This window comes from Brevibacterium sp. XM4083 (assembly GCF_006489205.2).
Taxonomy (GTDB): domain Bacteria; phylum Actinomycetota; class Actinomycetes; order Actinomycetales; family Brevibacteriaceae; genus Brevibacterium.
Genome location: NZ_VFYR02000003.1, coordinates 621468 through 647526 on the forward strand (window position 1 = coordinate 621468; position 26059 = coordinate 647526).

Annotated in this window: 27 protein-coding genes; 10 read left to right on the forward strand and 17 right to left on the reverse strand. The window is 68.8% G+C overall.

Features of this window, described 5'->3' with window-relative positions; translation table 11 throughout:
- Nucleotides 1–167: 167 nt before the first annotated feature.
- The 3 genes from FJ887_RS12090 to FJ887_RS12100 are packed head-to-tail and all read right to left on the reverse strand — an operon-like array spanning nucleotide 168 to nucleotide 1440.
- Nucleotides 168–803: a DUF488 domain-containing protein gene (locus FJ887_RS12090; RefSeq protein WP_140955434.1), complete on the reverse strand. Its 636-nt coding sequence runs from the start codon at nucleotides 801–803 to the stop codon at nucleotides 168–170.
- The gene (locus tag FJ887_RS12095) at nucleotides 800–1018 is read right to left on the reverse strand and encodes a hypervirulence associated TUDOR domain-containing protein (RefSeq protein ID WP_140955435.1); all 219 of its coding nucleotides are present in this window, start codon (nucleotides 1016–1018) and stop codon (nucleotides 800–802) included. The genes FJ887_RS12090 and FJ887_RS12095 overlap by 4 nt, the downstream gene beginning before the upstream one ends.
- An 11-nt stretch (nucleotides 1019–1029) precedes the next feature.
- On the reverse strand, nucleotides 1030–1440 hold the full coding sequence (locus FJ887_RS12100) for a hypothetical protein (protein ID WP_140955436.1): 411 nt from the start codon (nucleotides 1438–1440) through the stop codon (nucleotides 1030–1032).
- 132 nt (nucleotides 1441–1572) lie between these two features.
- Here FJ887_RS12100 and FJ887_RS12105 point away from each other — a divergent pair, with 132 nt between their 5' ends.
- Nucleotides 1573–2871 (forward strand): DUF445 domain-containing protein, encoded by a 1299-nt coding sequence (locus tag FJ887_RS12105; RefSeq protein WP_140955437.1) that lies wholly within the window; start codon nucleotides 1573–1575, stop codon nucleotides 2869–2871.
- A 9-nt stretch (nucleotides 2872–2880) separates the two neighbouring features.
- Here the strand turns inward: FJ887_RS12105 and FJ887_RS12110 are convergent, their stop codons facing one another.
- From FJ887_RS12110 to FJ887_RS12120, 3 genes are all read right to left on the reverse strand, one after another.
- Nucleotides 2881–3942: an FUSC family protein gene (locus FJ887_RS12110; RefSeq protein WP_137825545.1), complete on the reverse strand. Its 1062-nt coding sequence runs from the start codon at nucleotides 3940–3942 to the stop codon at nucleotides 2881–2883.
- A gap of 72 nt (nucleotides 3943–4014) precedes the next feature.
- On the reverse strand, nucleotides 4015–4404 hold the full coding sequence (locus FJ887_RS12115) for a VOC family protein (protein ID WP_137825544.1): 390 nt from the start codon (nucleotides 4402–4404) through the stop codon (nucleotides 4015–4017).
- Nucleotides 4405–4416: 12 nt separating this feature from the next.
- Nucleotides 4417–4758, reverse strand: coding sequence for an ArsR/SmtB family transcription factor (locus FJ887_RS12120; protein WP_219993832.1), 342 nt, complete (start codon nucleotides 4756–4758; stop codon nucleotides 4417–4419).
- Between the two features lie 149 nt (nucleotides 4759–4907).
- Here FJ887_RS12120 and FJ887_RS12125 point away from each other — a divergent pair, with 149 nt between their 5' ends.
- The 6 genes from FJ887_RS12125 (at nucleotide 4908) to FJ887_RS12150 (ending at nucleotide 11568) form a co-directional block, all read left to right on the forward strand.
- A complete protein-coding gene (locus tag FJ887_RS12125; protein ID WP_249356758.1) occupies nucleotides 4908–5636 on the forward strand; it encodes an ABC transporter ATP-binding protein in 729 nt (242 codons plus the stop codon).
- A gap of 8 nt (nucleotides 5637–5644) precedes the next feature.
- A complete protein-coding gene (locus FJ887_RS12130; RefSeq protein ID WP_250786232.1) occupies nucleotides 5645–7000 on the forward strand; it encodes an FtsX-like permease family protein in 1356 nt (451 codons plus the stop codon).
- A gap of 27 nt (nucleotides 7001–7027) precedes the next feature.
- Nucleotides 7028–8410: an FtsX-like permease family protein gene (locus FJ887_RS12135; RefSeq protein WP_140955439.1), complete on the forward strand. Its 1383-nt coding sequence runs from the start codon at nucleotides 7028–7030 to the stop codon at nucleotides 8408–8410.
- 147 nt (nucleotides 8411–8557) lie between these two features.
- Nucleotides 8558–9895 carry a replicative DNA helicase gene (gene dnaB / locus FJ887_RS12140; protein ID WP_137825541.1) on the forward strand — a complete coding sequence of 446 codons (1338 nt, stop codon included), beginning with the start codon at nucleotides 8558–8560 and terminating at the stop codon, nucleotides 9893–9895.
- Nucleotides 9896–9918: 23 nt separating this feature from the next.
- On the forward strand, nucleotides 9919–10587 hold the full coding sequence (locus FJ887_RS12145; protein ID WP_137825540.1) for a 4a-hydroxytetrahydrobiopterin dehydratase: 669 nt from the start codon (nucleotides 9919–9921) through the stop codon (nucleotides 10585–10587).
- Nucleotides 10588–10662: 75 nt separating this feature from the next.
- Complete coding sequence (locus tag FJ887_RS12150; RefSeq protein ID WP_137825539.1) at nucleotides 10663–11568, forward strand: LysR family transcriptional regulator; 906 nt, start codon at nucleotides 10663–10665, stop codon at nucleotides 11566–11568.
- Between the two features lie 35 nt (nucleotides 11569–11603).
- Here FJ887_RS12150 and FJ887_RS12155 read toward each other — a convergent pair whose 3' ends face one another.
- The 4 genes from FJ887_RS12155 to FJ887_RS12170 all read right to left on the reverse strand — a co-directional run bounded on the left by FJ887_RS12155 (nucleotide 11604) and on the right by FJ887_RS12170 (nucleotide 15833).
- Nucleotides 11604–12563 carry an NAD-dependent epimerase/dehydratase family protein gene (locus tag FJ887_RS12155; protein ID WP_249356756.1) on the reverse strand — a complete coding sequence of 320 codons (960 nt, stop codon included), beginning with the start codon at nucleotides 12561–12563 and terminating at the stop codon, nucleotides 11604–11606.
- Nucleotides 12560–14140, reverse strand: a complete 1581-nt coding sequence (locus FJ887_RS12160) for a succinic semialdehyde dehydrogenase (protein WP_137825538.1) — start codon at nucleotides 14138–14140, stop codon at nucleotides 12560–12562. Before FJ887_RS12160 ends, FJ887_RS12155 begins: the two co-directional genes overlap by 4 nt.
- 68 nt (nucleotides 14141–14208) lie before the next feature.
- Nucleotides 14209–15120, reverse strand: coding sequence for an acetoacetate decarboxylase family protein (locus tag FJ887_RS12165; protein ID WP_137825537.1), 912 nt, complete (start codon nucleotides 15118–15120; stop codon nucleotides 14209–14211).
- A gap of 137 nt (nucleotides 15121–15257) precedes the next feature.
- Entirely contained in the window at nucleotides 15258–15833 is a 576-nt protein-coding gene (locus FJ887_RS12170; protein ID WP_249356755.1) for a TetR/AcrR family transcriptional regulator, read from the reverse strand.
- A gap of 102 nt (nucleotides 15834–15935) precedes the next feature.
- Here FJ887_RS12170 and FJ887_RS12175 point away from each other — a divergent pair, with 102 nt between their 5' ends.
- From FJ887_RS12175 to FJ887_RS12185, 3 genes are read left to right on the forward strand one after another with little or no spacing between them, the layout of a single operon-like run.
- Complete coding sequence (locus FJ887_RS12175; protein ID WP_137825536.1) at nucleotides 15936–16664, forward strand: type 1 glutamine amidotransferase domain-containing protein; 729 nt, start codon at nucleotides 15936–15938, stop codon at nucleotides 16662–16664.
- Nucleotides 16661–17440: an SDR family NAD(P)-dependent oxidoreductase gene (locus tag FJ887_RS12180; RefSeq protein ID WP_137825535.1), complete on the forward strand. Its 780-nt coding sequence runs from the start codon at nucleotides 16661–16663 to the stop codon at nucleotides 17438–17440. The genes FJ887_RS12175 and FJ887_RS12180 overlap by 4 nt, the downstream gene beginning before the upstream one ends.
- Nucleotides 17441–17476: 36 nt before the next feature.
- A complete protein-coding gene (locus tag FJ887_RS12185; protein ID WP_137825534.1) occupies nucleotides 17477–17911 on the forward strand; it encodes a DUF6841 family protein in 435 nt (144 codons plus the stop codon).
- A gap of 9 nt (nucleotides 17912–17920) precedes the next feature.
- On the opposite strand, the gene FJ887_RS12190 is transcribed toward FJ887_RS12185, so the two are convergent.
- From FJ887_RS12190 to FJ887_RS12220, 7 genes are all read right to left on the reverse strand, one after another.
- On the reverse strand, nucleotides 17921–18595 hold the full coding sequence (locus tag FJ887_RS12190) for an HAD family hydrolase (protein ID WP_137825533.1): 675 nt from the start codon (nucleotides 18593–18595) through the stop codon (nucleotides 17921–17923).
- A gap of 47 nt (nucleotides 18596–18642) precedes the next feature.
- A complete protein-coding gene (locus tag FJ887_RS12195; protein WP_171007035.1) occupies nucleotides 18643–19269 on the reverse strand; it encodes a nucleotidyltransferase family protein in 627 nt (208 codons plus the stop codon).
- 56 nt (nucleotides 19270–19325) lie between these two features.
- Entirely contained in the window at nucleotides 19326–22196 is a 2871-nt protein-coding gene (locus tag FJ887_RS12200) for a molybdopterin-dependent oxidoreductase (RefSeq protein WP_137825531.1), read from the reverse strand.
- On the reverse strand, nucleotides 22193–23134 hold the full coding sequence (locus FJ887_RS12205; RefSeq protein ID WP_137825530.1) for an FAD binding domain-containing protein: 942 nt from the start codon (nucleotides 23132–23134) through the stop codon (nucleotides 22193–22195). The genes FJ887_RS12200 and FJ887_RS12205 overlap by 4 nt, the downstream gene beginning before the upstream one ends.
- A complete protein-coding gene (locus tag FJ887_RS12210; RefSeq protein WP_181365649.1) occupies nucleotides 23125–24495 on the reverse strand; it encodes an XdhC family protein in 1371 nt (456 codons plus the stop codon). The genes FJ887_RS12205 and FJ887_RS12210 overlap by 10 nt, the downstream gene beginning before the upstream one ends.
- Before the next feature lie 272 nt (nucleotides 24496–24767).
- Nucleotides 24768–24971 carry a cold-shock protein gene (locus FJ887_RS12215; RefSeq protein ID WP_137825906.1) on the reverse strand — a complete coding sequence of 68 codons (204 nt, stop codon included), beginning with the start codon at nucleotides 24969–24971 and terminating at the stop codon, nucleotides 24768–24770.
- 335 nt (nucleotides 24972–25306) lie between these two features.
- Nucleotides 25307–25996, reverse strand: a complete 690-nt coding sequence (locus tag FJ887_RS12220; protein WP_137825905.1) for an ArsR/SmtB family transcription factor — start codon at nucleotides 25994–25996, stop codon at nucleotides 25307–25309.
- Between the last annotated feature and the right edge of the window lie 63 nt (nucleotides 25997–26059).

Genomic DNA, 26059 nt, shown 5'->3' on the forward strand with positions numbered 1-26059 from the left:
ACGACCGCGGGTCGCACGGCCGGGGCGCCGGGGCGTCGGATCAACCTGCGCGCGCTGACTTCGGCCGGGCTTCCCGAGGTGGATCCCGCTCGACTTCTGGCTCGATCTCGAGCGGGATCCACCTGGCAAGCAGAGCCGAGGGGTGTGTGCGGAGCTGCTGGGGTGTCTCACTGCTCCGGGTAGGTGATGCGGACGTCGGTGGAGTCCTCGCGATCGCCCGGGGTCACGAAATCCGCGCCGCTACCGGGCGCTCCCTCGATGACCGCACCGGAACTGAGCACCGCCTCGGCGGTCTGACCGGGCCCGAGGACATGGAGAACCTCGCGGTCGTGCGCGAGCAGATAGTCGGCGATGATGCGCCGATGACAGCGCCACCACACGGCTTCCGAGCACATCACCGCGCACCGCCGCTCATCGCCCCAGTCCAGCAGCACGGCGATGTCGGCGGCGAACTCCGTGCCGAGGGCGTGGTCGGCATAGTTGTGGAAGCTGCGGTTCTCCCACCACGCGTTGACCGTGAACGGCACGTCCCGGCTGACGAGGCGCCGCCCGGTGAGACCGTCGAGCCGGCGCAGTTCGATGCCGACCGCGGCCAGCGCATCGCCGAGCACATCCTCGTTGAACTGCGGATTCGCGTTCGACCCGGGCAGCTTGCGGACGTCGACGACCACCTCGGCGCCGGAGTCGCGGAGCAGGTCGATGAACTCCTCGAGCGAGCGGTTCGAATGGCCGATCGTGAGGAAGTCCGGCACCGAGGCGGGCCCTGTGCGGGCGGGCTCCCGGTCCGGCTCGTCGGCGGTCATTCGCCGTCGATGAGGTGAAGCGCGCTGCCCTTGTGCGCGGCGATGTGATCGGTCCTGTCGCTCTTGATCTCGTACTGCGGGTCAGCCTCCGAGGCGCGGTGAGTGTGGCCCTTGTACTCGAAGTCCGAGGTGTGGACCCTGATGATGTGGCCGGAGACCTCGCCGGCCTCGGAGTTCCATCCGACGTGATCGCCGACGGAGAATGCGTGTGCCATGTCGATCTCCTTCAGAAGTCGATGCGCTCAGCCGGAGGGAACTGAGTGTAGACGACGCTTTCGTCGAGCGGGGCCAGCTCGAGGTAACTCGGAACGCCCTCGTCGATGAAGAGGAGGAGCAGGGCATCGGGGACATAGCCGTTGAGAATCAGCGCATCATCGGATCGCGCGATCGCGTCACCCATCGGTTCAAGGTCCACCGACGGACATGTCTCGCATCCGCACTCAGAGGTGACGACCACCTCGGCGAGGTTGGCCTCCCACAGTGCCCGCTGGGCATCGATGATCGGCGTCGGCGGATCCCATGCTTCCTTCTGCTCTGGGGTGAACTCCGCATAATCCTCGGCACTCGGTGAGGTGTGACCGCGACGGATGAGCAGGAGTGCAGTGTCCCTCTCGAGGTCGGTCAATGCTCGGATCATGCCTCCACGGTACTCCGACCAGCCGCAGCGCACAGGCGTCGCACGCGACAGGGCGCGTTCCCAGGTGCAGTCCAGCCGGTCGGCATCGAACCTGCGCCGAGGTTCGCTAAAGTCGGTGCCCAGGGGGTAACCATGACGATCGAGAGAACCGAGAAGGTGCCGCGCTTCGACGGCCCGAACGAACTCACACCCGAGGACCGGGAACGCGCGCGGGGCCTGCGGAAGATGCGCACGCTGGCGCTCTCACTGCTCATCCTCGCGACCCTCATCTTCCTCGCCACAAACCTCTTCACCGATCTGTCCGGCGTCTGGGGATTCGTCGCCCGCGGCGCCGAGGCCGCGATGATCGGCGCGATCGCCGACTGGTTCGCCGTCACCGCCCTCTTCCGGCATCCCCTCGGCCTGCCGATCCCGCACACCGCGATCATCCCGCGGAAGAAGGACGCCCTGGGAGCGAGCCTCTCCGCCTTCGTCGCAGCGAACTTCCTCCACGCCGAGGCGGTGTCGACGAAGATCCGCTCCGCCCACGTCGCGCAGCGGGCCGGTGAGTGGCTGAGCAAGGCCGCCAACCGCGACCTCGTCGTCGACCGGGCCGCCGCCGGTCTCGAATACGTCCTCTCCCGCATCGACGACAAGTCGATCGTCGCCCTGACGAAGAACGTCATCCTCCCGCGCCTCATCGCCACCCGGAAGTCTCCGGTGCTCGGCAAGCTGCTGCGTCAGATCGTCCTCGATGGCGCCCACCACAAGCTCGTCGACCTCGTCGTCGCCGAGGCGTACACGTGGCTGAGCGACAACCCGCAGGTCATCGACGAGATCGTCCACAACCGGGCCCCGTCGTGGGTGCCCGACTTCGTCAACGAACAGCTCGCGAATCGCCTGCAGCGCGAGATCCTCGGCTGGCTCGTCGACGTCCGCGACAACCCGTACCACAAGGCCCGGCAGGCGCTCGACGCGTGGCTCGTCGACCTCTCCACCGACCTGTCGACCGACACCCCGCTGGCCGACAAGGCCGAGGACATCATCAACGACCTCCTCACCCAGGACGGCGTCGTCGACTCCGTCCTCGAGATCTGGACCTCGCTCAAGCAGCTCCTGCGCGAAGCGATCATCGAACCCGACGGCGAGGTGCGCGGCCGCATCGCCGATCTCATCGGGGAATTCGCCCAGCGCCTCCAGACGGACACGGAGTTCGCGGCGACGATCGACGACCGCGTGGCCACGACCGCCGGCGACCTCGCCGAGAGCTTCGGGCCCGAGATCGCCAGCGTCATCTCCGACACCATCGAACGCTGGGACGCGAAGGAGGCCGCTGATCGCATCGAGCTCTACGTCGGCCGCGACCTCCAGTACATCCGCATCAACGGCACCGTCATCGGCGCCCTCGTCGGCATCCTCCTCCACACGGTCATCGTCCTCATGCCGGGGTGAGGGGTCACCTCACGCCTCGGCGAGCCCGCCCGACTCACTGCGCATCCGCGCCCGGCGCCTGCCGACGTACCCGACGACGAGGACGACGGCGATGCCGACGACGGCCCCGAGCAGCGTCTCGACCCCGCGGTCGATGATGAGCGTCGACCGCGGGATCGGATGGGCGAGCTGCGTCATGAGCAGGATCATCGGGGTGAAGAACGTCAGCGCGAACCCGTAGTTGCGCATCATGAGGTACTCGGTGGGGAACTGCAGGAGGATGACGGGGATCGCCAGCCACAGCGGTGACGGGTCGGGCCAGAGGATGAGCGCGGTGACGATGAGTCCGGAGAACGTCCCGAGCACCCGGTGCACGCCGCGGGCGATGCGCCCCGGCAGCTCTGCGGCGGCCAGGGGCACCGCAGCCGACGCCATCGCCCAGTACGCATGGTCGAGTCCGATGAACACCCCGATGAGACCCGCCGAGGCGACCGCCACCGCATACGTCGCCGCATGTCTGAGCATGGCGAGGGCGTGGGGCCCGCGGAACGGGGTGATCATCCGCCGGGACCCGGCCCGCCACGTGCGCGTGCGGAACCACCCGAGGAAGCCCAGGGCGATGGCGAAGGCCGCCGCGAGGACGCTGATCCCGATGGGGATCCACGGCGGTGCGAGCGGTTCGACCGAGGCACACGCCCCGAGGGCGAAGATGCCGAAGAACGGGCCGCCCGGACGCATCCGCGCGCGGTCGGCGATGATCGACCCGACGGCGGCGAAGAACGCCTCGATCGCGATGAGGGCGACGACCGGGGTGTCGAGCATCGCGAGCATGACGCCGATGACGACACCCGAGAGCAGGAGCACCGCGGCCTGCAGCTGGTGGATGAGGCGCAGCTGGTGCGCCTCCCCGCGACCGTACATCCCGCAGAACGCCCCGAAGACCGCGTAGATGATGAACTGCTCGTACCCGAGGAGAAGGAGGACGAGGGAGGGAATCGCCACGCCGAGGCCGACCCTGAGCGGTGCCCGCCGATCGTCGTCGGTGGGTTCGAGTCGCAGGGTCCCGCGGATGTACTCGGCGATCCTCTTCATGGCCGTGCGGCGTCTCCGCTGCGCGGCGCGCCCGACCGGTCGATCGGACGGGCGCAGGGCGCGGGGACGCGGTCAGTCCTCCTGGTGAATGAGCTGGACGAGATTGCCCACAGTGTCGTTGAGCACCGCCGTGGTGATCGGTCCCATCGACAAGGGCTTCTGCGTGAACTCTACTCCGAGGGCGCTGAGGCGCTCGTACTCGGCCTCGACGTCGTCGACGGCGAACTGGTTGATCGGAATCCCATCGGCCATGAGCGCCGCCGTGTAGTCACCGGCCGCCGGATGTCCCTTCGGCTCGAGGACGATCTCCACTCCCTCCGGGTCCTCGGGAGAGACGACGGTGAGCCACCGCGCGTCTCCGACGGGGACGTCGAACTTCAGCTGGAAGCCGAGCTTGTCGGTGTAGAAGTCGAGCGCGCGAGCCTGGTCGTCGACGGGAATGCTGATCCACTGGGCCTTCATGACGGTGTCTCCTTACTCAGGCGGTGCCTGCGGTGATGCGGGTTGGTCGGTGTCCTGGTCGATGCCGGGTGGTCGGGGGTTCCGCGTCCCACCGGTCCAGCGATCGAACGCGGTGCGCAGCGGCGCGGGATCGAGCGTGTGGTACTTGTAGCGCCCCTCACGGCGGGTGACGACGAGACCGGCGGCCTCGAGCACGTCGAGGTGCTGGGACACCGCTTGGCGTGAGAGCCCGAGACCATGCCGATTGGCCAGACGCGAACAGATCTCGAAGAGGGTCTGATCGTCGCGTTCGGCGAGTTCGTCGAGGATCGTCCGCCTGGTCGGGTCGGCGATCGCCTTGAAGAGATCGGCCACACCGACACCATAGGCAAGCAATGACTTGCCTGTCAATGGATGCGGGTCACATTCACTCCCGGTTTCCCGTCGCGACTCTCGGGTTTTCCTCGCGGCAGTCGTGGGAGGACTGCATGGTCGCTGGCAGCGGCCTGCGAAACCATTGAGTCATGACCACAACACACATGCCTGCGATCATCACCGCCTCCCACGTCACCAAGCACTACAACCAGACCTACGCCCTGGCCGGCGTCGACCTCACGATCGGCCTCGGCGAGTCCCTGGCGATCATGGGTCCCTCCGGTTCCGGCAAGACGACCCTCCTGCACTGTCTGGCGGGCATCCTCCGGCCCGACGAGGGTCAGATCCGCCTGCTGCCCACCGAGCGCAGCGCCGCCGCGGAGATCACCTCCCTCAAGGAGGCCGGTCGCACCGCCCTGCGCCGCGAGGTGTTCGGATTCGTCTTCCAGCAGGGACTGCTCCTGCCCGAGCTCTCCGCCGAGGACAACGTCGCGCTCGCCGCGATGCTCGCCGGCATGAACCGTGCCGATGCGACGAAGCACGCCCGCGCGTGGCTGCAGCGCCTCGGCCTCGGTGAGCACCTCACCAAGCGCATCGGCCAGCTCTCCGGCGGCCAGGCCCAGCGTGTGGCCATCGCCCGCTCTCAGGTCACCCAGCCCGTCGTCACCTTCGCCGACGAACCGACCGGCGCACTCGATTCCCGCACGTCGACCGAGGTGCTCTCGGAGCTGCTCGCCTCGACGACCGGCCGCGGCTCGACGCTCGTCGTCGTCACCCATGATGAGAACGTCGCCGCGCGCTGCTCCCGCGTCGTCCGCCTCGCCGACGGCCGCATCGTCTCCGACTCCGCCGCCCAGTACGCGACGCACAACGGGTGATGCCGACCATGAAGGTGCTTCCTCTCGTCCTCTCGAAGCAGACGTTCACCGCACCGACGGCACGCCTCGTCGCGATCGCGTTCTTCGCCTGCTCGACCCTCTTCCTCACCGTGGCCGCCGGTGCGTGGGCGTTCAATGACCGTCCCGACGTGCCCCGCTACGCCGAGGTGGTCGACCTCTATCGGATGCTCGCGATCCTCGCCACGGTCTTCCTCGTCGTGCCGGCGATCAGCCTCGGCGTCGCCTCGGCGAAGCTCAGCGCCCGCCGCCAGGATGAGCGTCTCTCCACTCTCTCACTCCTCGGCGCGTCGAAGGGAACCGTCCGGCTCGTCGCCGTCGCCGAACCCTTCATCCCGGCAGCCGCGGGGATCGTCGCCGGCATCCTCGGCTACCTCGTGCTCGCCTACCCCTTGAGCCTCATCGTCTTCACGGGCGTGCCGCTGGGCTACTCCGCCCTCCTCATGCCCGCGTGGCTGCTCGTCGGCGTTGTCGCGGTCCTTCTCCTCATCTGCCTCCTCGCCGCCCTCATCGGGCTGCGGAAGGTCATCGTCTCTCCGCTCGGTGTGCGCACGCGGTCGCTGGGACGGACGTTCCCGCTCGCCCGCATCATCACCGTCGTCGTCCTCGCCGTCGGCATGGTCGCCGCTCTCGTCTTCTCCCTCCAGGAGGGTCAGTCGCAGCGCACCGCGATCATCGCGAGCATTCTCACGATCGGCGTCGCGCTCCTCCTCATCAACGTCGTCGGCGTCCTCGTCATGCGCATCCACGCCTGGATGAGCGGGAAGGCAGCACGGCGTCCGGCCGGGATGCTCTCGGCGGCGATGATCGCCGACGCCCCCGCCCAGTACTGGCGACGTGTCGCCGGACTCGCCCTCATCACCTTCATCGCCGTCGTCGGCGGCACCGGTGCGGCGATGATGCGCGGCACCGGCGACGAGATGAGCGCGGCCGAACGGGACGTCATGGGACCGCTGCAGTACACCGGCGACGACGTCTTCACCGGTCTCATCCTCACCTTGGCGATCGCCTTCGTCCTCATCGTCGTCTCCGCGACGATCAATCAGGCCGCGGACATCCTCGACCGCGCCTCGACCTACCGGGAGCTTCACGCCGCCGGCATGTCACCGGCGATGATGCACCGGGTCACGGTGCGCGCTGTGATGTCCCCGATCGTCCTCGTCACCCTCGTCTCCCTCGTCCTCGGCGGACTGCTCGCGGCCGCGATGGCCTCGGCCGGCGACCTCGGCGATCCGCTGACCATCGCCGTCGTCGCCTCCGTCCTCCTCGGCGGAATCGCGATGGTGTGGCTGGGACTGCAGTTCACCCGTCCGCTCGTCCGGCGCGTCACCGCTGTGACCGCCTGAGGCCCCCGCCTCGAACAGGAGTCCGTCATGTCCTCACCAGTGGCAGCAATTCCCGTCGTCCTCGGTCGCAAGACCGTGACCGCCCCGAGCTCTCTGCTCATCATGAGCGCGTTCTTCGCCTGTGCGACGCTGTTCCTCACCGTCGCCGCCGGGACGTGGATGTTCTTCCAGATCCCGCCGCGCACCGATCCTGGAGCGGAGGGCATCGACTTCGCCTACAAGCTCCTCGCGACCATCGGCACGATCCTGCTCGTCATTCCGGCCAGCACCCTCGCCGCCGCCTCGGCGACGCTGTCGGCCCGCCGTCAGGACGAACGGCTGTCGACGATGTCCCTGCTGGGGGCGAAGCGCTCGGAGATCGCCGCCCTCGCCGTCGCCGAACCGCTCGTGCCCGCGATCATCGGCATCGTCCTCGGCGTCCTCGGGTATCTCGGCCTCGCATGGCCGGTGAGCTGGATCCACTTCCTCGGCGCCCCGATCGGGTACGCGAACATGCTCATGCCGCCGCTCCTTCTGGCCGGGGTCGTCCTCTTCCTCATCGTCGTGTGCGTCGCCTCGGCGCTGCTGGGGCTGCGCAAGGTGACGATCTCTCCTCTCGGCGTGCGGACGAAGTCCCTGGCACGGAAGTTCCCCGTCGGCCGGGTCATCGCGGTCGTGATCGCCATCATCCTCCTGCCGATCGTGCTCGCGATCTCGAAGTCACCGAACGTCGAACTCGGGGTCGCGATCTCCGCGATGCTCTCGGTCTTCTTCATCGGACTCATCGTCGTCGACCTCCTCGGCGGACTGCTCATGCGGTGGTTCGCACACCTGGCGGGCAAGCGCGCCGCCTCCCCTGAGCGGCTCATCGCCGCCCGGCTCGTCTCCGACGAACCCAAGCGATTCTGGCGCCGGGTCTCGGGCTTGGCGATGACGGCGTTCGTCGCCGCGGTCGGGGGCACGGGCATCGCACTCATGCAGATGGGACTCGACTCCGCCGACGATCCTGAGGTCCCGGTCTCCGATGAGCAGATCACGCTCTTCCAGGACATGTTCACCGGAGTGCTGCTCGTCCTCGGCATCTCGATCGTGCTCATCGCCGTCTCCGCGCTCATCAACCAGGTGGCCGACGTCTACGATCGCGCCGACACCTTCGCCGACCTCCACTCGGCGGGCATGGATGTCGACACGATGCACAAGGCGATGGTCAGGGCAGTGCTCGGTCCGGTCATCTGGGTGACGCTGTTCGCCGGCGGCCTCGGACTCTTCCTCGTCCTCCCCTTGGCCGGCGCCGCTCTCGTCATGAAGCCGGTCACGTTCGTCACGATTCTCGCGTCAGCGGCCCTTGGTATCGTCGTCATCAGATTGGGGCTGCAGGTCGCCAAGCCGATCCTCGCCTCGGTGGCCACCGCCGGTCGCGCGCGGCTGTGAGACCGGGTCGCGGGCACCGCCTCGGCGAGACCGGGGCGGTGCCTGCGGTGACGTGAATCGCTGTCGGGTCCGCGCGCGGCACGGGTAAAGTGGGATGGCACTGCACCCGGGCCGGGCAGGCGTTGGCACAGAGGAGGAGACGTGGGAGTGAGCAGCGATCTGGGGTATGACGGACTCAGAACTCCTCCGCAGGACATCGAGGCCGAGGAGAGCGTCCTGGGGGCCATGCTCCTGTCGAAGGACGCGATCGCCGACTGCGTCGAGTCGATGTCGCGCGACGACTTCTACAAACCCGCCCACGAGACGATCTACGAGGCGATCCTCGATCTCTACTCCCGCGGTGAGCCCGCCGACTCGGTCACGGTCGCGAACTATCTGACGAAGTCCGGCGACCTCTCCCGCATCGGCGGTCCCGCCTACCTCCACACGCTCATCGCGTCCGTGCCGACCGCGGCGAACGCCGGATACTACGCCTCGATCGTCCGCGAACGGGCCGTGCTGCGCCGCCTGGTCGAGGCCGGCACCCGGATCGTGCAGATGGGCTACGACGCCGAAGGCGACACCGACGCCGTCGTCAACAACGCTCAGGCCGAGATCTATCAGGTCACGGAGAAGCACACGACAGAGGACTACGTCATCCTCTCCGAGATCCTCGGCGAAGTCGCGGCCGAGATCGAGCGCAACGGCGACACCGACGGGCAGACCGCCGGGGTGCCGACCGGGTTCACGGAGTTCGATCAGCTCACCAACGGCCTCCACCCGGGGCAGATGATCGTCATCGCCGCGCGACCCGGTGTCGGCAAGTCGACGCTCGCCCTCGACTTCATCCGGTCCGCGGCGATCCATCACAAGCAGGCCGCGGTCTTCTTCTCCCTCGAAATGGGCAAGAACGAGCTCGTCATGCGACTCCTGTCCGCGGAGTCGGAGATCCCGCTGCAGAACCTGCGCCGCGGTGAGCTCAGCCCCCACGACTGGACGAACCTCGCCGCCACCGAGGCGCGCATCAACGACTCGCCGCTCTTCGTCGACGATTCGCCGAACATGGCGCTCACGGAGATCCGCGCGAAGTGCCGTCGGCTCAAACAGCAGCACGACCTCAAGATGGTCTGCGTCGACTACCTCCAGCTCATGAGCTCGGGCAAGCGCGTTGAGTCCCGTCAGCAGGAGGTCTCGGAGTTCTCGCGTTCGCTCAAGCTGCTGGCCAAGGAACTCGAAGTGCCCGTCATCGCGCTCTCGCAGCTCAACCGCGGCAGCGAGCAGCGCACCGACAAGCGACCGATGATCTCCGATCTGCGCGAATCCGGATCGATCGAGCAGGATGCCGACATGGTCCTCCTCATCCACCGTGAGGACATGTACGACAAGGAGCACGAACGCGCCGGTGAGGCCGACATCATCGTCGCCAAGCACCGTGCCGGACCGACCGGAGACATCGCCGTGGCGTTCCAGGGCGCGAAGTCGCGGTTCGTCAACATGCCGCAGTAGGTTTCCCGGCCCAGGAGCGAAATGTGGACGCACTCAGCAGCAGTGAGATCGACGACGCCGGCATCGACGACTGGCGCCAGCTGGCCGGCCCGATTCGCGCGCGATTCCGAACAGCGAACTTCTCGGCCGGGCTCGATTTCGTCGCAAAGACCGGGGCGGAGGCGGAGCGGGCCGGATTGTCGCCTGACATCGGATTGACCGAAACTGCCGTCAGCGTCACCCTCGGCAGCGCTTCCGTCGGAGTGAGCGCCCGGGAAGTCGCGCTCGCCAGGGACATCAGCCGCATCGCCGCGCAGGTGGGCGCGGTCGCTGAAACCGCGAGCCTCCAACAGGTCGAGTTCGCCCTCGATACTCAGTCAGCTGAAGGTGTTTCCCCGTTCTATGCCGCCCTCCTCGGTGCTGCACCTGCTGGAGTCCATGCCAAGGGTGACCTCGTCGACCCGACGGGCCAGGCGATGAGCCTGTGGTGGCAGGAGCCGAGAGCGAGTTCACGGTTTCCTCTGCCTGAGTCCTCGGTGCCACAGCGGTGGCACCTCGACGTCTGGGTCGGACACGATGAGGTCCAGGCGCGCATTGCCGCGGCAATCAGGGCCGGGGGCAAACTGGTCAGCGATACGGCTGCACCGTCGTACTGGGTGCTCGAAGACCCCGACGGCAATCGCTGCTGCATCTGCGCCCCGATGGTGGACTGACGGCACGGTCTCACTGCCGGAGCGAATCGTCGATCACTGGTCAGTGCCCTCACGGCGCTTTGTACGATGGCAGGCATGGACACGACCCCGAACGATCTGCTCGTGCTGCTCGCCGTCTCCCGCTCGGCAAAGTTCGCCACGGCTGCCCATGCGCTCGGCGTCAACCACACGACGATCTCACGACGGATCGCGGCATTGGAGAAGGCACTCGGCGGCCGGGTGCTCGCCCGATCAGGCAGCGGATGGGAGCTCACGGAGCTCGGCGCCGAGGCGGTGCGCGTCGCCGAGAAGGTCGAGCTCGCGGTCGGCAGCCTCGGTGAGTCGGGCGAGACTCCCGATCCCGTCAGCGGCGTCGTGCGGATGTCGGCGACGGACGGGTTCAGCGCCTATGTGGCCTCACCGGCCGTCGCGGCGCTGCGGCGGACCCACCCGGGCCTGAGCGTTGAGATCGTCACGGTGACGCGGCAGGCGCTACAGCAGCGGTCGGGACTCGACATCGAAGTGGTCGTCGGGAAACCGCAGGTCCATCGCGCCGAGGCGGTCCACCTCGGCGACTATGCGCTGGGAATGTACGCTGCGCAGGACTACCTCGCCGACCACGGCACCCCGACGACGGTCGACGCGCTCATGGAGCACCAGCTCGTGTACTTCGTCGACTCGATGCTCCACGTCGACGACCTTGACGCTCCCCGGCGCCTCGTGCCGTCGATGAAAGACGGTGTGACCTCGACGAATGTCTTCGTCCACGTCGAAGCCACACGGACGGGGGCCGGAATCGGGTTCCTGCCGTGCTTCATGGCCGACCAGCATGCCGACCTCGTCAGACTTCTCCCCGGCGACCTCACCGAACACCTCCCGTACTGGATGGTGCTGCGGCCCGACTCCATGCGCCGTCCCGCCGTCGCCGCAGTCGCCAGGGCGCTCAAGCACCAGACGGCGTCATACTATGACGCCCTCATGGGGAAGGAACAGACGATCTGATTGACGTACGGCGTGCGGTGCGGGCGCCTCGGGATTCACTCGCCGAGGATGTCGGCGATGCCCTGCCGATACGTCGTCACAGCGAAGTCGGGGAAGCGGGAGGCGAACTTCGACGTGTCGAAGATGTTGTCCCCGCGGTACCGGGGCAGGAGTTCGGCCGCCTCGGCGAGCATCGGATTGAACCGGCGGCCCAACTTGAACACCCACAGCGGAAGCACGGTGTAGCCGATCTTCCGCCCGGTGATCTCGGAGGCGATCGCGATGAGCTCACGGTACGTGCGGCGATGCTCATCAATCGGCAGATGCCAGGTCTGCCCGTACGCGTCGGCGGTGTTGCCGAGCAGCGCCAGTGCCCGGCTGGCATCCGGCGTCCAGATCAGCGAGCGCTTCGTCGTCGCACTCACCGGCACGAGCGGGCGCTTGCCCGCCCTGATCCGGTCGAAGACGAGCATGTTCGACCAGCTCTTCGTCTTCCCCGGCCCGTAGAACTCCGGGGCGCGACCGATGAGCGCGTCGATCTGTCCGGCAGCCATCGCGTCGAGGAGCATCGTGACGATCGCCGCCCGCACCCGGCCCTTGCGGCCACCGGGAGCGAATCCCGTCGACTCGGTCTGCGGGGTCGGGGTGCCCGGGTACATGTACGTGTTGTCGAAGAAGACGAGCTTCGTCCCATGGGCCATGCACGCATCGATGACATTGCGCATCATCACCGGGAACTTCTCCTCCCACAGCGCCGAATCCATCGGCAGACCCACCGTGAGATAGGCGATCGAGCTGCCCGCGACAGCACGCTCGGTCGACGCCGGGTCCATGAGGTCGGCTGTGACGAGCTCATCCGTGCCGTTGACCTGCTTCGGGTGCCGGCTGACGAGCCGGATGTCCTGAGTGAAGTCGCGATGGAGGGCGCGGGCGAGTTCGTCGGCGATCGGCCCACCGGCACCGAGGATGGTCTGCAGTCCGTCGCCGCGTTCGCGGGCGTAGTCGGTCGGGTTCACTTCACACCCGGGATCCGCTTGAGCACGCGCAGCGCGCCTGTGACGATGCGGGCGTAGCGCACAGGATCGACATCGTCCGGCACACCGACGGGCAGCAGCCGGGAGGCGGCGATCGTCTGCGACTCGGTGTACTTGAGGATGCCGTGCTCCCCGTGCCGCCGGCCGAGGCCCGAGGCCTTCATGCCGCCCATCGGCGCATCCATCGACCCCCACGCCGCGGCGTACGCGTCGTTGACGTTGACGGTGCCGGCCTCGAGCCGGGAGGCGACGCGGACTCCCCGGTCCTCATCGGAGGTCCACACGCTGAAGTTGAGGCCGTAGTCGCTGTCGTTGGCCGCAGCGATCGCCTCCTCCTCGTCGGCAACCCGGTAGAGGCTGACGACCGGACCGAAGGTCTCGTGCGCGTAGACCTCCATCGACTCGTCGACATCGGTGAGGATCGTCGGCTCGTAGAAGTAGGGGCCGAGCTCGGGACGGCGCCGACCGCCGGCGAGCACCGCAGCGCCCTTGTCCCGCGCATCATCGACATGGCGCATCACCGTCTCGAGCTGCTTCTGCGACACGAGCGAGCCCATGTCCGCGGAGTAGTCGATCCCGGCGGTCAGCGTCATCGCCCTGGCGGCAGCGGCGAACTTCTCAGTGAAGTCGTCCCAGAGGACGTCGGGGACATAGATGCGCTCCATCGAGATGCACAGCTGCCCTGTGTTGGAGAAGCTCGCCCGGATCGCCCCGGACACCGCCTTGTCGACGTCGGCATCGTCGAGGACGAGAAGGGCGTTCTTCCCGCCGAGCTCCATCGACGCGTCGATGAGGTTCTCCCCGGCCTGGGCGGCCACCGTCTGTCCCACAGCGGTCGACCCCGTGAACATGAGGAAATCGGAGTTCTCGATGATCGGCAGACCGAGTTCGGCACCCGACCCGGTGACGACCTCGACGAGACCGGGCTGCATGCCCGCCCGCTCGAGCATCTCCACGGCCCAGAGTGCGGCGAACGGCGTCTGCGCATCCGGCTTCGTGACCACCGCATTGCCGGCGACGATCGCCGGCAGGGCATCGCTGATGCCGAGCGTCAGCGGATAGTTCCACGGCGAGATGATTCCGACGACGCCCTTCGGATGATGGAGCTCCCACACCTTCGTCAGCGCCAGCTGCGCACCCTGACGGCGCTTGGGCCGCAGGTACCTCTCCGCCGTGTGCGCGTAGTAGCGGGCGCTCAACGCGACATCCATGATCTCCTCGAACGCATGCCGGCGGGCCTTGCCGTTCTCCAGCTGAATGAGGTCGAGGACTTCGTCCTGGTGGCGCAGCACGAGGTCGTGGAAGCGCAATAGCACCTCCGCCCGTTCCCGGACCGGGCGGGCGGCCCACTCCTTCTGAACGCTGCGGGCCCGAGCGGCCGCGGCGACGACATCGGCCGGGGTGCCGTGCGGAACGGTGCCGAGGACCTCACCGGTCATCGCATTGGTGACGTCCTGCGTGGCGTCGGGGTCGGCGACCCGCACGCGGCGACTCAGCGCCGCGAGACGGTCGGCGGTGATCCTCGGAGTGATCCGCGCATCCGCGGTCAGTGTGGACACGATGGTCTGCCCTTCTGTGGTCGTGTGACGGGAATGGCTGGGAGTGTAGGTCAGAGACATGAACGTCGTCAGTCGAGCGAGATGACGCGCGGCATGTGGAGAGCCGCCTGACCGTGGGTCATGACATCGAACATCAGGGTCCGCGTCGGACGCAGCGAGCGGATGTCATCGGAGATCCGTCCCTCGCCGAGGCGGGTCTCGACATGGCGCGGGAACAGCGCAGATCCCGAGACGAGGGCGTTCGTCTGGTTGAACGTCGCATGCCATCCTCCGTCGAAGTGCGTATACGACGTCAGGGAGGACACCGCGGTGCCCGACCGGTGCCGCTTCTGCCGGGGAGTCGGGGCCCGGAGTTCGAAGTCGCTGCCGCCGGAGTCGTTGAGCACCCGTCCGGTCACGGACTGCGCGGTGATGTCGACATCGATGTCGGTCACCCACTTGGGGAAACCGTAGCCGTCGTGCCCGCGGACCTGGGCGATCTCGGTGTTGACGGGCAGGGAGAGCACATACGAGTCGAGGTGGTTGTTCTTCAGCGCCGCGAGCAGGTCGATCGCCCCCAGCGGACCGTGGTGGGGCGGTTTGACCGCGATGCCGACGGCCGCCTCGGTGTAGAAGTCGATGTCGGCGACGTCGTAGCGGAACAGCAGCACCGAGGCGAGACCGAAGCCGGGAACGGCTTCGAGCGGATCGAGCGGTGCGGGCAGCCGGTCGCGCAGCGCGCTCATCGGCGCGAGCATCGTCAGGCGTGCGCTCGACATCGCGTAGTAGAAGTTCGGGGTGAACGTGCGCCCGATGCGCGACTCCACCTCGACCTTCGGCTGGTTGCGGAAGAAGTCGACGCTGGTCACGCGGGGGTCGCGGGCGACCTCGTCGAGGTCGGGCTGCATGCGATAGCGGTCGAAGAGACCGCCCGCGGGCACCTGGAGGGTGCGCGAGCCCAGGGTGACTTCGGTGGTCGGGGCGGTGTTCGTCTCGGTCATGGTTCTCATCTCCACATCTGATTCCGGACTCTCGAACTGAGAGTAGGCTGACGAAGTTAACGGTGTCAACATAGCGATGCGGAGATTCATTCCCGACCTCCGGGTGTGTTCCCGGTCTCAGCGGCGCTGCGTGGGTCTCAGTCGGTGAGCAGGGCGGCGAAGGCGGCGCGGACGCGGGTGTCGAAGTCGACGTCGTCGTTGGCCCCGAGGGTGCCGTCGATGTGGAGGGTCGCCAGTCCGTGGGCGAGAGCCCATCCGGCGGTGGCGAGTCCGTGCGGATCCCGCTGCGGGTGGGTGGCGACCGCGACCTCCTGGATGCGGGCGAAGACGGCCGCGCAGGCGACCCTGACCTCGTCGACGGTGCTGAGCTCCTGGCCGAACATCAGAGCGTAGAGGGCCGGATGCGCCTCGGCGAAGCGGATGTAGGTGAGCGCGAGCTCGACGAGCGGGGTGTCGCCCTCCCCGTGCTCGCCGACGACGGCTTCGAGTGCGGTCTGGAGCTCGGCGAAGCCATCGGCGGCCATCGCGGCTTCGAGGTCCTGCTTACTTGCGAAGTGGCGATACGGCGCGGCCTGGGAGACGCCGACCCGGCGGGCCACGGCGCGCAGCGAGAAGGCCTCACCCGTCTCGAGCATCTCGACGCCGGCGGTGATGAGCGCGTGGCGCAGGTTGCCATGATGATGCCGCGGCTTCTCCGCAGGCGCTGTTGACACTGTCGGTCCTCCCCCGTACTTTTTCAGTGTGGACACTGTTAACTTTAGCAAGCAGATCGTCCTCTCCCACAGCGTCCCCGTCGTCGCAGGAAAGGTCCCCTCATGACATCGGTTCTCTTCGTCATCACCGCCGCCACCGGATGGACGCTTGAGGACGGCACCGTCCATCCCACCGGCTACTGGGCCGAGGAGGTCGCCGAACCCTACCGTCTCTTCTCCGAGGCCGGGTGGGACATCACCGTGGCCACGCCCGGGGGAGTGCCTCCGACGCTCGACGAGCTCAGCCTCGGCATCGCCGGGGGTCGACCGAAGAAGCGCCGGGAGATCCGCGCCTACCTCGACTCGATCAAGGACGCCCTCGACCATCCCCTCGCCCTCGACACTGTCGACGAGGCCGACTACGACGTCGTCTTCTACCCCGGAGGGCACGGCCCGATGGAGGACCTCGCGGTCGATCCGGTCTCCGGTGCTCTGCTGGCGCGCCGCCTCGACTCCGGCAGGCCCCTCGCCCTCCTCTGCCATGCGCCGGTCGCCGTGCTCGCGGCGAAGAACGAGGACGGGTCGAACGCCTTCGCCGGACGGACGATGACGGGACTCTCCAACGTCGAGGAGCGTCTCAACGCCTTCGCGTGGAAGGCCAAGTGGCTCCTCGAGGACGCCGTCAAGGACGCCGGGATCCACTACGAGAAGGGCGTGGTTCCACTGCGTCCCCACATCGTCGTCGACGGCAGCCTCTACTCGGGGCAGAATCCCGCGTCCGCCGAGGCGCTCGCCTCCCGGATCATCGCCGATGTCGACGGCCGCCGCGCGGCACCGGGGCCGAGGGCGTGAGACGGCACGCACTCGACGTCCGCGGCACCACCGTCCTCATCACCGGCGCGAGCTCGGGCCTCGGGGCGGAGTTCGCCCGACAGTTCGCCGCCCGCGGCGCCGATCTCGTCCTCGTCGCCCGCCGCCGCGACCGGCTCGAGGAGCTCGCGCGGGACCTCGAGACCGCCCACCGCATCACCGCCCACGTGCTCGTCCATGATCTCGCCGAGGCGGCAGGGGTCGACGGGCTCCTCACGGATCTCACCACCGGCGGCATCGCGGTCGACTCGCTCGTCAACAACGCCGGGTTCGGCATCGCCGAACCCTTCGCCGACACAGACCCCGAGCGGATCGATGACATGCTCGCCGTCAACGTCGTGGCGCTGACCCGGCTGACCCGCGCGCTGCTGCCGCAGCTGACCGGGGTGCTCGTCAACATCGCGAGCACCGCGGCCTACCAACCCACGCCCGGGATGGCCGCGTACGGCGCGACGAAGGCCTACGTCCTCTCCCTCACCGAGGCGATCGCCGAGGAGACGCGGTCGGCTCCGCTGCGGGTGCTCGCGCTCAGCCCCGGTCCGACGAACACGGAGTTCTTCGCCGTGGCCGGCAGCGACTTCGCGGGCACAGGACGGTTCGAGACACCCGAACAGGTCGTCGCGGTCGCCTTCGCCGCGCTCGAGCACCGTCAGCCGCGCAGCGTCATCTCGGGGTTCGGCAACAAGGTGCTTGCCGCCGGTGCCGGTCTGCTGCCCCGGAGGATCGCGCTCAAGGCCGCCCGGAAGGCACTGGAGTGAACATGTTCACCGCAGGTGCGGCGGTACGGTGGGGACATGACGATCGAGACGACCGAGATCACTGCCTACCTCGATGAGTACGCGCGCTCGCTGACCGAGTTCGATGCCGAGGCGGCGAGCCGGCTGTGGTCGATGCCGGGAATGATCGTCGACGACACATTCTCCGGGGTGCTCGAGTCGCGGGAGGCGATGGCCGCGGGACTCGAGCAGTCCTACCCGCTCTACCGGAAGCTCGGGCTCGCCACGGTCGGGTACGACCTCCTCGGCGAGGATCATCTCACCCCCGATCTCGTCATGGTCCAGGTGCGCTGGGACTTCGTCGACGACGCGGGGGACCCGCTCACCGACAGCGTCGCGCACTACCTGCTGCGACGAGAGAGCGAAGGGCTGCGGGCGACGGTGTGCGTGCAGACCGACGACCGCGAGAAGCTGCAGGCGCTCGCGACGGCGAAGGGCGTCGACCTCGGCTAGCCAGGCGCCTCACGTGTGATTGCGGGCACCGAGGAGGCCGAGCCGCTCGAGGTCGGCCCGCAGGTCCTGAGCACCGGTGAAGACGATGCCGATGAGCCCAAGAGCGCGCGCCGCCTCGACGTTGGCCGCGAGGTCGTCGACGAACACCGTGCGAGCAGGGTCGAGGTCGAAGCGGTCGAGGAGGAGGCGGAAGATCGCGGGGTCGGGTTTGATGAGCTTCTCCCGCCCGGAGACGACGATGTCCTCGAGTTCGCTGATCGCCGGTGCCGCGACGGGCGCGAAGTGGATGGTCTCGGCCGACCAGTTCGACAGTCCGAGGAGACGGGTGCCTTGAGCTCCCAGTTCGGCGACGATCTCGGCCATGCCGGGGATCGGGCCGGTCAGCGACCGGTCGAACCGCTCGTAGTACGTCGCGACGATCTCCCCGTGGCGGGGATCGGTCGCACTTGCCCGCTCGACCACCTCGGCGATGGTGGCACCGTTGTCGGCGGAGACGTTGAGGGCGGCGAAGTCGGCTTCGGCGGCGAAGGCGTCCCATTCGGCCCGGCTCATCCGGTCGGCCAGCGGCCCGGACTGGTCCCAGCCGACGAGGACCTGACCGAGGTCGAAGACGACGGTCGTGGGAACGGCGACCCCGGTCCCGCTGTCACCGGCGGGGATCGGGTCGTGGGAAGCTTCGGTCATCGGCGCACCGCCTCGGCGTTGGTGGGTGGATGGTCTGGTCTCCCACGCTACCGGTTCGTCGGCGCCCGTTCCCGCCAGGCCCGCAGATCGTCGGGGGTGTCGATGTCGGAGGCGTCCCCGAGGTCCGAGCATTCGACGAGGTCGACGAGGTGGGTGTGCCCCCGCAGCCACGCCCGTCCCGCTTCGTCGCCGCTCGCTCGCCTGACGGCGGCGCGGGCGTGGTTGAGCGGCAGGAGCACCGGGTGGCCGGGGAAGCCCAACCAGGCCGCGCGGGCGATGCGCCCGGGATCGAACGCGCCGATGAGCCGGTCGAGGACGGCCCGGCCGATCCCGGGCTGGTCGACGAGCATGACGAGGACCGGTGTCGCCGAGGTGGTCCCCGGCTCCCGACCGATCGCCGCGATCCCGGCCCGCCACGATGCGGACATCCCCACCTCGGCGTCGGGCACGTCGATGACGGCGACGTCCCCGAGCCCCGCCGCGGCGAGGTGGGCTTCGATCTCGCCGCGACCGGGACCGGCGGTGACGACGGGCCTCAGCCCGGCGGCGACGGCCACCCGGACGGCCCGGACGACGAGGACCGAGTCCTCCCACGGCAGCAGCGCCTTCGGGCCGAGCCCGAGGCGGTGCCCCGACCCGGCGGCGAGGATGAGGGCGACGCCCCGGCCTGTCATCGCCGACCTCCCGGAACCGGAGACTGTGGGCCTGCGCGCGTGCGGCACGGTCGCGCTCATTGCTCAAGCACCCCCGCCTCGGCGAGTCCCGCATAGATGGCATCCCTCGTCAGAGGCGTCGCCGTGAAGTGGACCCCGGTGGCATGGCGGATCGCGTTGGCGAGCGCGGGAGCGACCGGATTGAACGGGGATTCGCTCATCGACTTCGCCCCCTGCGGACCGACGGCGTCATGGGTGTCGGCGAAGTGGACCTCGGTGCGGGGGATGTCGGCGAAGTTCGGGGCCTTGTACTGCCGGAGGATGTCGGTGACGGGTCTGCCGGTCTCCTCGTCGACGATGATGCGCTCGTAGAGGGCGGCCCCGATCGCCTGGGCGACCCCGCCCTCGACCTGTCCGCGGCACTGGTGGGGGTTCATCACGACCCCGGCGTCAGCGGCGTGGACGGACTGGAGGATCCGGACCTCACCGGTGCACATGTTCACTGCGACCCGGAATCCGTGGACGTTGAACGCCACCGACCGCGGCTCCCCACCCCAGTAGCCCGACCCCGTCGGGGCCTCCCCGGTGGCCGCGAGCGACTCGCGCAGGAGCACGTCGAGGTGGACCGCGCGCCTGCCGCCGGCGGGTCCGACAACCGCGGCGAAGCGGGCATTGAGGTCGGCCGGGACCCGCACGCACGCATAGTCGCCGGCGATCTCGACCTCCTCGGGCCGGGCGCCGAGGTGGGGCGCCGCCAGTGCCTGCAAACGCGCGATGAGGTCCTTCGTCGCGAGATCGTTGGCCTTCCCGGCGATCGTCGTCCCCGTCGACCCGAAGGCCCCCGTGTCGTGTTCGACGACATCGGAATCGGACTGCTTCAGCGTGATCCGGTCCGTCGTCGTGCCGAGCAGGGTCGAGGCGAGCTGCGCGTGGACGGTCGAGGTGCCGTTGCCGAACTCCGCGGTGCCCACCCGCAGCTCGTACGTCCCGCCCTCGCCGAGGGTGATGTGGGCGTGGGCGATGTGGCCGCGCGGTGGGGCGGTGGCGATCATCGCGATCGCGTGCCCCTCGCCGATGTTCCACTCCTCGCCGAGGTCCTCCCCGTGCCCGGCGGCGACGTGCTCGGCCCAGCGAGTGCGGCCGCGGTCGAGGGCGGAGCTGACGAGATCGATGCACTGGTCGAGTCCGTAGCTGCCGATGAGGAGGTCCTCCTCGGGTTCGTCGTGAGCGCTGAGCATGGGGTCGGAGGGTCCGATGATGTTCCTCCGGCGCATCTCGAGTTCGTCGATGCCGAGCTTGTCGGCCAAGGCGGTGATCGTCGACTCGACGGCGAAGATCATCTGGCTCAGCCCGTAGCCACGGAACGCTCCCGAGGGCATCGTGTTCGTGTAGAGGACCATCGCGTCGACCTTCTTGTGCGGTGCGTTGTAGACGGCCACCGACTCCCCGACCCCGTGGAAGAGGACGCCGGGACCGTGATTGCCGTAGGCGCCGGTGTTCGACCGGACGTCGACGGCGAGTGCTGTCAGCGTCCCGGTCTCGTCGGCGCCGGCGCGCACCCGCATCCGGAAGGGATGGCGGACGGTGGTGGCGGTGAAGACCTCCTTGCGGGAGAGTTCGAGACGCACGGGCCGGCCGGTGGCCATCGTCGCGAGCAGGGCGACGTCCTCGCAGAGCACCTCCTGCTTCCCGCCGAATCCACCGCCCACGCGCTCGCAGTAGACCCGCACCCGATCCGGGTCGAGGTCGAAGATCCGGCTCAGCGCCCGGCGGACGAGGAACGGCACCTGCGTGCTGCTGCGGACGACGAATCGGCCTTCGTCGTCGGTCCACGCGATCGCCCCGTGGGTCTCGAGCGCCATGTGCGAGAGGCGCTGGGTGCGGTACGTCGCCTCGTGGGTGACCGCCGAGGCGGCGAGTGCGGCCTCGACGTCGCCGATCTCGTGGTGGACTTCGGCGAGGACGTTGTCACCGGGTCGGGCGATGCCCGCGTCCGGACCGGCGTCTGGGTGGATCGCCGGGGCGTCGGGGGCGTCGGCGAGTTCGACGTCGAAGACCGCCGGCAGGTCCTCGTACTCGATGTCGACGAGGCGGACCCCGCGTTCGGCCGCCCGCTGGGTTTCGGCGATGACGACGGCGACGCGCTGTCCCCAGTACCGGACGACGTCGTCGAAGACGCGGGTGTCCTTGGGGTCGTCCTCGACGATCTCGTGCTGCGCGGTCGAGAACCGCTTGGCCGGGGCGTCCTCGTGGGTGAGGACGGCGATGACGCCCGGTTCGGCGAGCGCCCGCGTCGTGTCGATGGCGAGGATCCGCGCGTGCGCCCGGGTCGCGTGGACGAGCGCGCCGTGGAGCAGGGGCGCGGGCAGCTCGTCCGGTCGCAGGTCCATCGTGTACCGGACGGTGCCGGTGACGACGCCGGGGCCGGCGAGTGCCCCGGTGTTCGCCCCGATGCCGCGGAATCCGGGGTCGACGTTGCGGTGGCCGGCCACGGCATCCTCGATCGTTCGGTAGCCGGTGCACCGGCACACGTTGCCCTTGAGACTGCGCGGCAGGTCCTTCTTGTCGGCCTCGGTCATCGCGGCGACCGTGCAGATCATCCCCGCCGTGCAGAACCCGCACTGGAAGCCGCCGGCGGCGAGGAAGTTCTCCTGCACCGGGTGCAGGTCCTCCGGCGTGCCGAGTCCCTGGATCGTCGTCACCGACTTCCCGGCGATCCGGTGGGCGGGATAGAGGCACGAGTGGATCGCCTCGTCGTCGACGATGACGGTGCACGCTCCGCAGTCGCCGCCGTCGCAGCCCTTCTTCACCCCGGTCGCCCCCTGTTCCCGCAGCCACGTGCGCAGGCACTGCCCGGGTTCGGGTGAGACGGTGACGGTGCGTCCGTCGACGGTGGCCGACGGCCTTCCGGGTGCGGTGGCAGGTGGGGTGTGTTCGGTCGTCGTCATCGCGTGCTCCTCGTCATCGTGATGTCTCCGGTCGTGCGCGCGGCGAAGCGCGGGTGCGGTTCGGCGGGGTCGAGCAGTTCGGTGAGGATCTCCGCGCCGAGGCGGTGCGTCATCGCCTCCCGCCACTGCGGGGTGCCGTGGATGTCGTCGTGCCAGACCCCGGCGACCGCCTCGTCGATCGCCGCCTGCAGCCCCGCACACGTCGCCGCATGCGCGGCGTCCGGGCCGAGGTCGATGATGTGCGGGCGACGGGTCGACCCGGTGATCGCCAAGCGCAGGGTATCGGCGCCGAGGCGGCGGCCGATGATGAGTGCCGCGGTGCGTCCGCGTTCGGTCAGGGAGATGCGGCGGAACGCGCACGGCTGCGTGAGCGCAGCGATCGGGACGTGGAAGCTGCGGATGAGCTCCCCGGGCTCGAGCGTCGTCTGCGCCTCCCCGACGACGAGGTCGGCGACGGGCACGGCCCGCAGCGACCCGCGTGGTCCCCACAGGAGGGCGACGGCGTCGAGGCCGGAGAGGAGGGAGATCATCGGGCCGGCGGGCAGTCCCGTGGCGACGTTGCCGCCGATCGTCGAGGCGTTCCAGATCTTCCACGACGCGACGAAGGAGTCACAGCACGGGGCGAAGAGGTCGAGGCCGGGCAGCACCCGATCGGTGTGGGCGGGCAGGCGCGGACCGTTCGCGCGGAACTCGAAGATGTCCTTGATCAGGCAGGTCGCGGCGATCTCGAGCTCGAGGGGTTCACCGGAGGCGTCGCAGCGCCACTGCGTCGGCGTCCAGCCGGCTTCGGTGATGTCGAGCAGGCGCCGCGGCGGCCCCTGGGTGATGTCGGTGCCGTAGGAGAAGAGCACGGTGCCCCCGGCCAGCCAGCTGTCACCGGGCTGCCACCGTTCCGGATCAGCGCAGGTGAGCACCTCGTCGACGCAGCTCATATCCATGAGATCATCGCCTCCCCGCGGGTGAGCGCGGTGCCGAGCCGGTGCAGGGGATGCGGGGGTGCCGCCGATTCCTCCCGCGGGGGTGCTGTGGGGCCGGGGTCGGGTGCCGTTGGGTCGGGGCTGGGTGCCGCGTCGTCGGGGTCGGGCGTCGCGTGGTCGGGCGCAGCGCTGTCGCTGTCGCTGGCGCGGGACCTGTGGATCGGTCCGGTCGTGTGGCGCAGTTCGGGGATGCCCGCCGAGGTGGCCCGGCCCGTCGTCACGGCGATGAGTTCGGCGAGGACGGCGACGGCGACCTCCTGCGGGGTGCGGGCGCCGATGTCGAGGCCGATCGGGGAGTGGAGCGCGTCGAACGCGGCCTGCGGCAGGCCCCCGTGGACGAGTTCCTGCGCTCGCCTCTCGTGGGTCGTCCGTGACCCCATCGCCCCGACGTAGGCGAGATCCATCCGCAGGGCGCGGTCGAGGACCGGCAGGTCGAAGCGCGGGTCGTGGGTGAGCACGATGACCGCGGTGCGTGAGTCGACGCGGCCGGCCGCGCACTCGCGGGCGAAGTGCTCGCCGGGACGGTCGACGACGACCTCGTGCGCGCCGGGGTGGCGGGCTCGGGTCGCGAAGACGGGGCGGGCGTCGCAGACCGTGACGTGGAGACCGAGGAGGGAGGCGGCCTGGGCGATCGCGGTCGAGAAGTCGTTGGCGCCGTAGATGAGGACGCGGGCGCGGGGGCGACGGGATTCGACGAAGAGCCGGCGCACGGTCGGGCAGTCGGGTCGGGTCTCGTCGCGGACCGCGACGATCCCGCAGCCTCCGCGGCGCACGATCTCAGCGACGGGGGCAGCGGCGGTCCCGACCGCCTCGGCGAAGGTCTGGGGCAGGGGCTCGCCGGGGCCGAGCGTCACGGGTGACAGCGGTGCGCGGGAGTCCGGCGGCGCGGGTGCGACGAGTTCGCCGCCGCGCATCGCGACGTCGAGGGGGATCTCGCGGATGAGGGCACCGGCGTCGTCGGCGGCGTCGTCGCGGGCGGAATCGATGAGACGGGCGACCGCCTCGGCGAGAGGGGTGAGCGGTTCGATGAGGACGCTGATGTCGCCGCCGCACATGAGGCCGACGGAGAGTCCGGACTCGTCGCTGAAGCCGAACTCGCAGATCATCGACCGCTGGTCGGTGATCGCGGTGAGGGCGGCGTCGACGATCGCCGATTCGACGCAGCCGCCGGAGATCGATCCGATGGTCAGGGTATCGTCGCGGACGGCCATCGAGGTGCCGATGGGGCGGGGGACGGACCCGGAGACGGCGATGACGGTCGCGACGACCCACCGGTCAGGGGATTCCACGGTCGACGAATAGGCGTTGAGGCGATCCAACACGGGGCTACCAGTCCTTTCTGCAGCGCCCGGTAGATAGCCCAAGTTCGACCTTGAACTCGCCATAGGCAAGTACGAAGAATCTTAGATCAGAGTTTTTCCGCCTGGCAATAGGATGTTTCCACTTTGTGAGAAGCGCGGCGGCTCACGTGGGCGGATGAATGCGAAGCGGCCGGTGACAGTGGTCATCACTGTCACCGGCCGCTGCCGATCAGTTCACCGCCGTCGACGCCGATCCGGCGTCAGTCGCGGTGAGAAGTCTCTGGGCTCTGAGCTCAGAGGGGGCGAACGCTCGTGGCCTGGAGGCCCTTCTGTCCCATCTCGGACTCGAATTCGACGTTCTGGCCCTCGGTGAGCTCGCGGTAACCGGTCGATTCGATGGCGGAGAAGTGCGTGAACACATCGGCCGAACCGTCGTCAGGCTGGATGAATCCGTAGCCCTTTTCCGCGTTGAACCATTTCACGGTACCTGTGGTCATATTCCTTGTTTCCTTATTCAGCTGCGACCGCCGGAGCGGTCTTGATGGTCGGATCCGACGTGGATCCGGCTTGTCACACACAGTCGGCCGCTCTGCGAACGGCGGGGGCCGATCGCTCGGTGGCCCAAAGGTGTGATCTTCCCGTCGGAGCACAGGCGAGAGCGCTGCGGAACCGACGAAAACCTGGGGGACGCGTCGACACAGGACGCGATCGAAATGAAGAGGGAGGGAGTTGAAGCGATGGGGCCAGTCTATCAGAGATTCGTCCCGGTCCGACGTCGAATCCGATGCAATGTTCCCTGCCCGAATTCGGTCGTCGGGACGGGCGTGCGGTCTCAGCCCGTCGCGCTGGCGACGTCGATGCTCAGCACTCGCTGCAGCGCCTCTGTCCCGGATGGCGTCACAGTCACCGCCCGGCTGCTCGCGGCGCCGCGCACCCAGCCTCGCTCGTGGAGAGTCGAGCAGATGAGCGCCCCGAGCGCCCCGCCGAGGTGCACCCGCCGTTCGGTCCAGTCGAGGCACTCGCGAGTGACCGGGCGGGGTCCCGCCGGCAGCGAGGTCGCCAGGGTGTCCTCGATCCACGCCCGCCCCTGGGCGGTCAGCGCGAAGGAATCGTCGATCACGCCATTGCCGATCAGCGATTGCGTGATCGTGACTCCGAGACTGCCCGCGAGATGGTCGTAACAGGTCCGACCCCGGCGCAGCGCCGAATCGATCGTCGCCTCCCGCAGGCTGTGCACCTTCGGCAACGGCTGCTCGCCGAGAGAGACCACGGCTTCGAGCGCGTGCGCGACTGCCGGCCCGGCGAGCTCGACATAGCGGTGCCGTCCCTGGCGTCGCTCCCGCAGCAGCCCGCGGTCGACGAGGAGGTTGAGGTGGCTGGTCGCCGTCGACGGGGTGACGCCGGCGCCGTGGGCGAGTTCTCGAGCCGTCCACGCGCGACCGTCCATGAGCGCGACGAGCATGCGGGCCCGGGTCGGGTCGGCGACGGCCCCGGCCACCGCGGACAGGTTCTCTGCGCTCATATTCTCAGTGTGCGCCCCCGACAGTGTGGTGACCACCGAAGTGTTCGGGCTCGAGGATGAAGT

Coding starts and splice junctions, on each gene's coding strand:
- FJ887_RS12190 (WP_137825533.1), bottom strand. CDS start 18,595: ATGACCGAAGCTTCCCACGACCCGATCCCCGCCGGTGACAGCGGGACC.
- FJ887_RS12220 (WP_137825905.1), bottom strand. CDS start 25,996: ATGAGCGCAGAGAACCTGTCCGCGGTGGCCGGGGCCGTCGCCGACCCG.
- FJ887_RS12165 (WP_137825537.1), bottom strand. CDS start 15,120: ATGACCGAGACGAACACCGCCCCGACCACCGAAGTCACCCTGGGCTCG.
- FJ887_RS12175 (WP_137825536.1), top strand. CDS start 15,936: ATGACATCGGTTCTCTTCGTCATCACCGCCGCCACCGGATGGACGCTT.
- FJ887_RS12130 (WP_250786232.1), top strand. CDS start 5,645: ATGAAGGTGCTTCCTCTCGTCCTCTCGAAGCAGACGTTCACCGCACCG.
- FJ887_RS12125 (WP_249356758.1), top strand. CDS start 4,908: ATGACCACAACACACATGCCTGCGATCATCACCGCCTCCCACGTCACC.
- FJ887_RS12110 (WP_137825545.1), bottom strand. CDS start 3,942: ATGAAGAGGATCGCCGAGTACATCCGCGGGACCCTGCGACTCGAACCC.
- FJ887_RS12150 (WP_137825539.1), top strand. CDS start 10,663: ATGGACACGACCCCGAACGATCTGCTCGTGCTGCTCGCCGTCTCCCGC.
- FJ887_RS12090 (WP_140955434.1), bottom strand. CDS start 803: ATGACCGCCGACGAGCCGGACCGGGAGCCCGCCCGCACAGGGCCCGCC.
- FJ887_RS12185 (WP_137825534.1), top strand. CDS start 17,477: ATGACGATCGAGACGACCGAGATCACTGCCTACCTCGATGAGTACGCG.
- FJ887_RS12105 (WP_140955437.1), top strand. CDS start 1,573: ATGACGATCGAGAGAACCGAGAAGGTGCCGCGCTTCGACGGCCCGAAC.
- FJ887_RS12095 (WP_140955435.1), bottom strand. CDS start 1,018: ATGGCACACGCATTCTCCGTCGGCGATCACGTCGGATGGAACTCCGAG.
- FJ887_RS12115 (WP_137825544.1), bottom strand. CDS start 4,404: ATGAAGGCCCAGTGGATCAGCATTCCCGTCGACGACCAGGCTCGCGCG.
- FJ887_RS12200 (WP_137825531.1), bottom strand. CDS start 22,196: ATGACGACGACCGAACACACCCCACCTGCCACCGCACCCGGAAGGCCG.
- FJ887_RS12100 (WP_140955436.1), bottom strand. CDS start 1,440: ATGATCCGAGCATTGACCGACCTCGAGAGGGACACTGCACTCCTGCTC.
- FJ887_RS12205 (WP_137825530.1), bottom strand. CDS start 23,134: ATGGATATGAGCTGCGTCGACGAGGTGCTCACCTGCGCTGATCCGGAA.
- FJ887_RS12135 (WP_140955439.1), top strand. CDS start 7,028: ATGTCCTCACCAGTGGCAGCAATTCCCGTCGTCCTCGGTCGCAAGACC.
- FJ887_RS12195 (WP_171007035.1), bottom strand. CDS start 19,269: ATGACAGGCCGGGGCGTCGCCCTCATCCTCGCCGCCGGGTCGGGGCAC.
- FJ887_RS12215 (WP_137825906.1), bottom strand. CDS start 24,971: ATGACCACAGGTACCGTGAAATGGTTCAACGCGGAAAAGGGCTACGGA.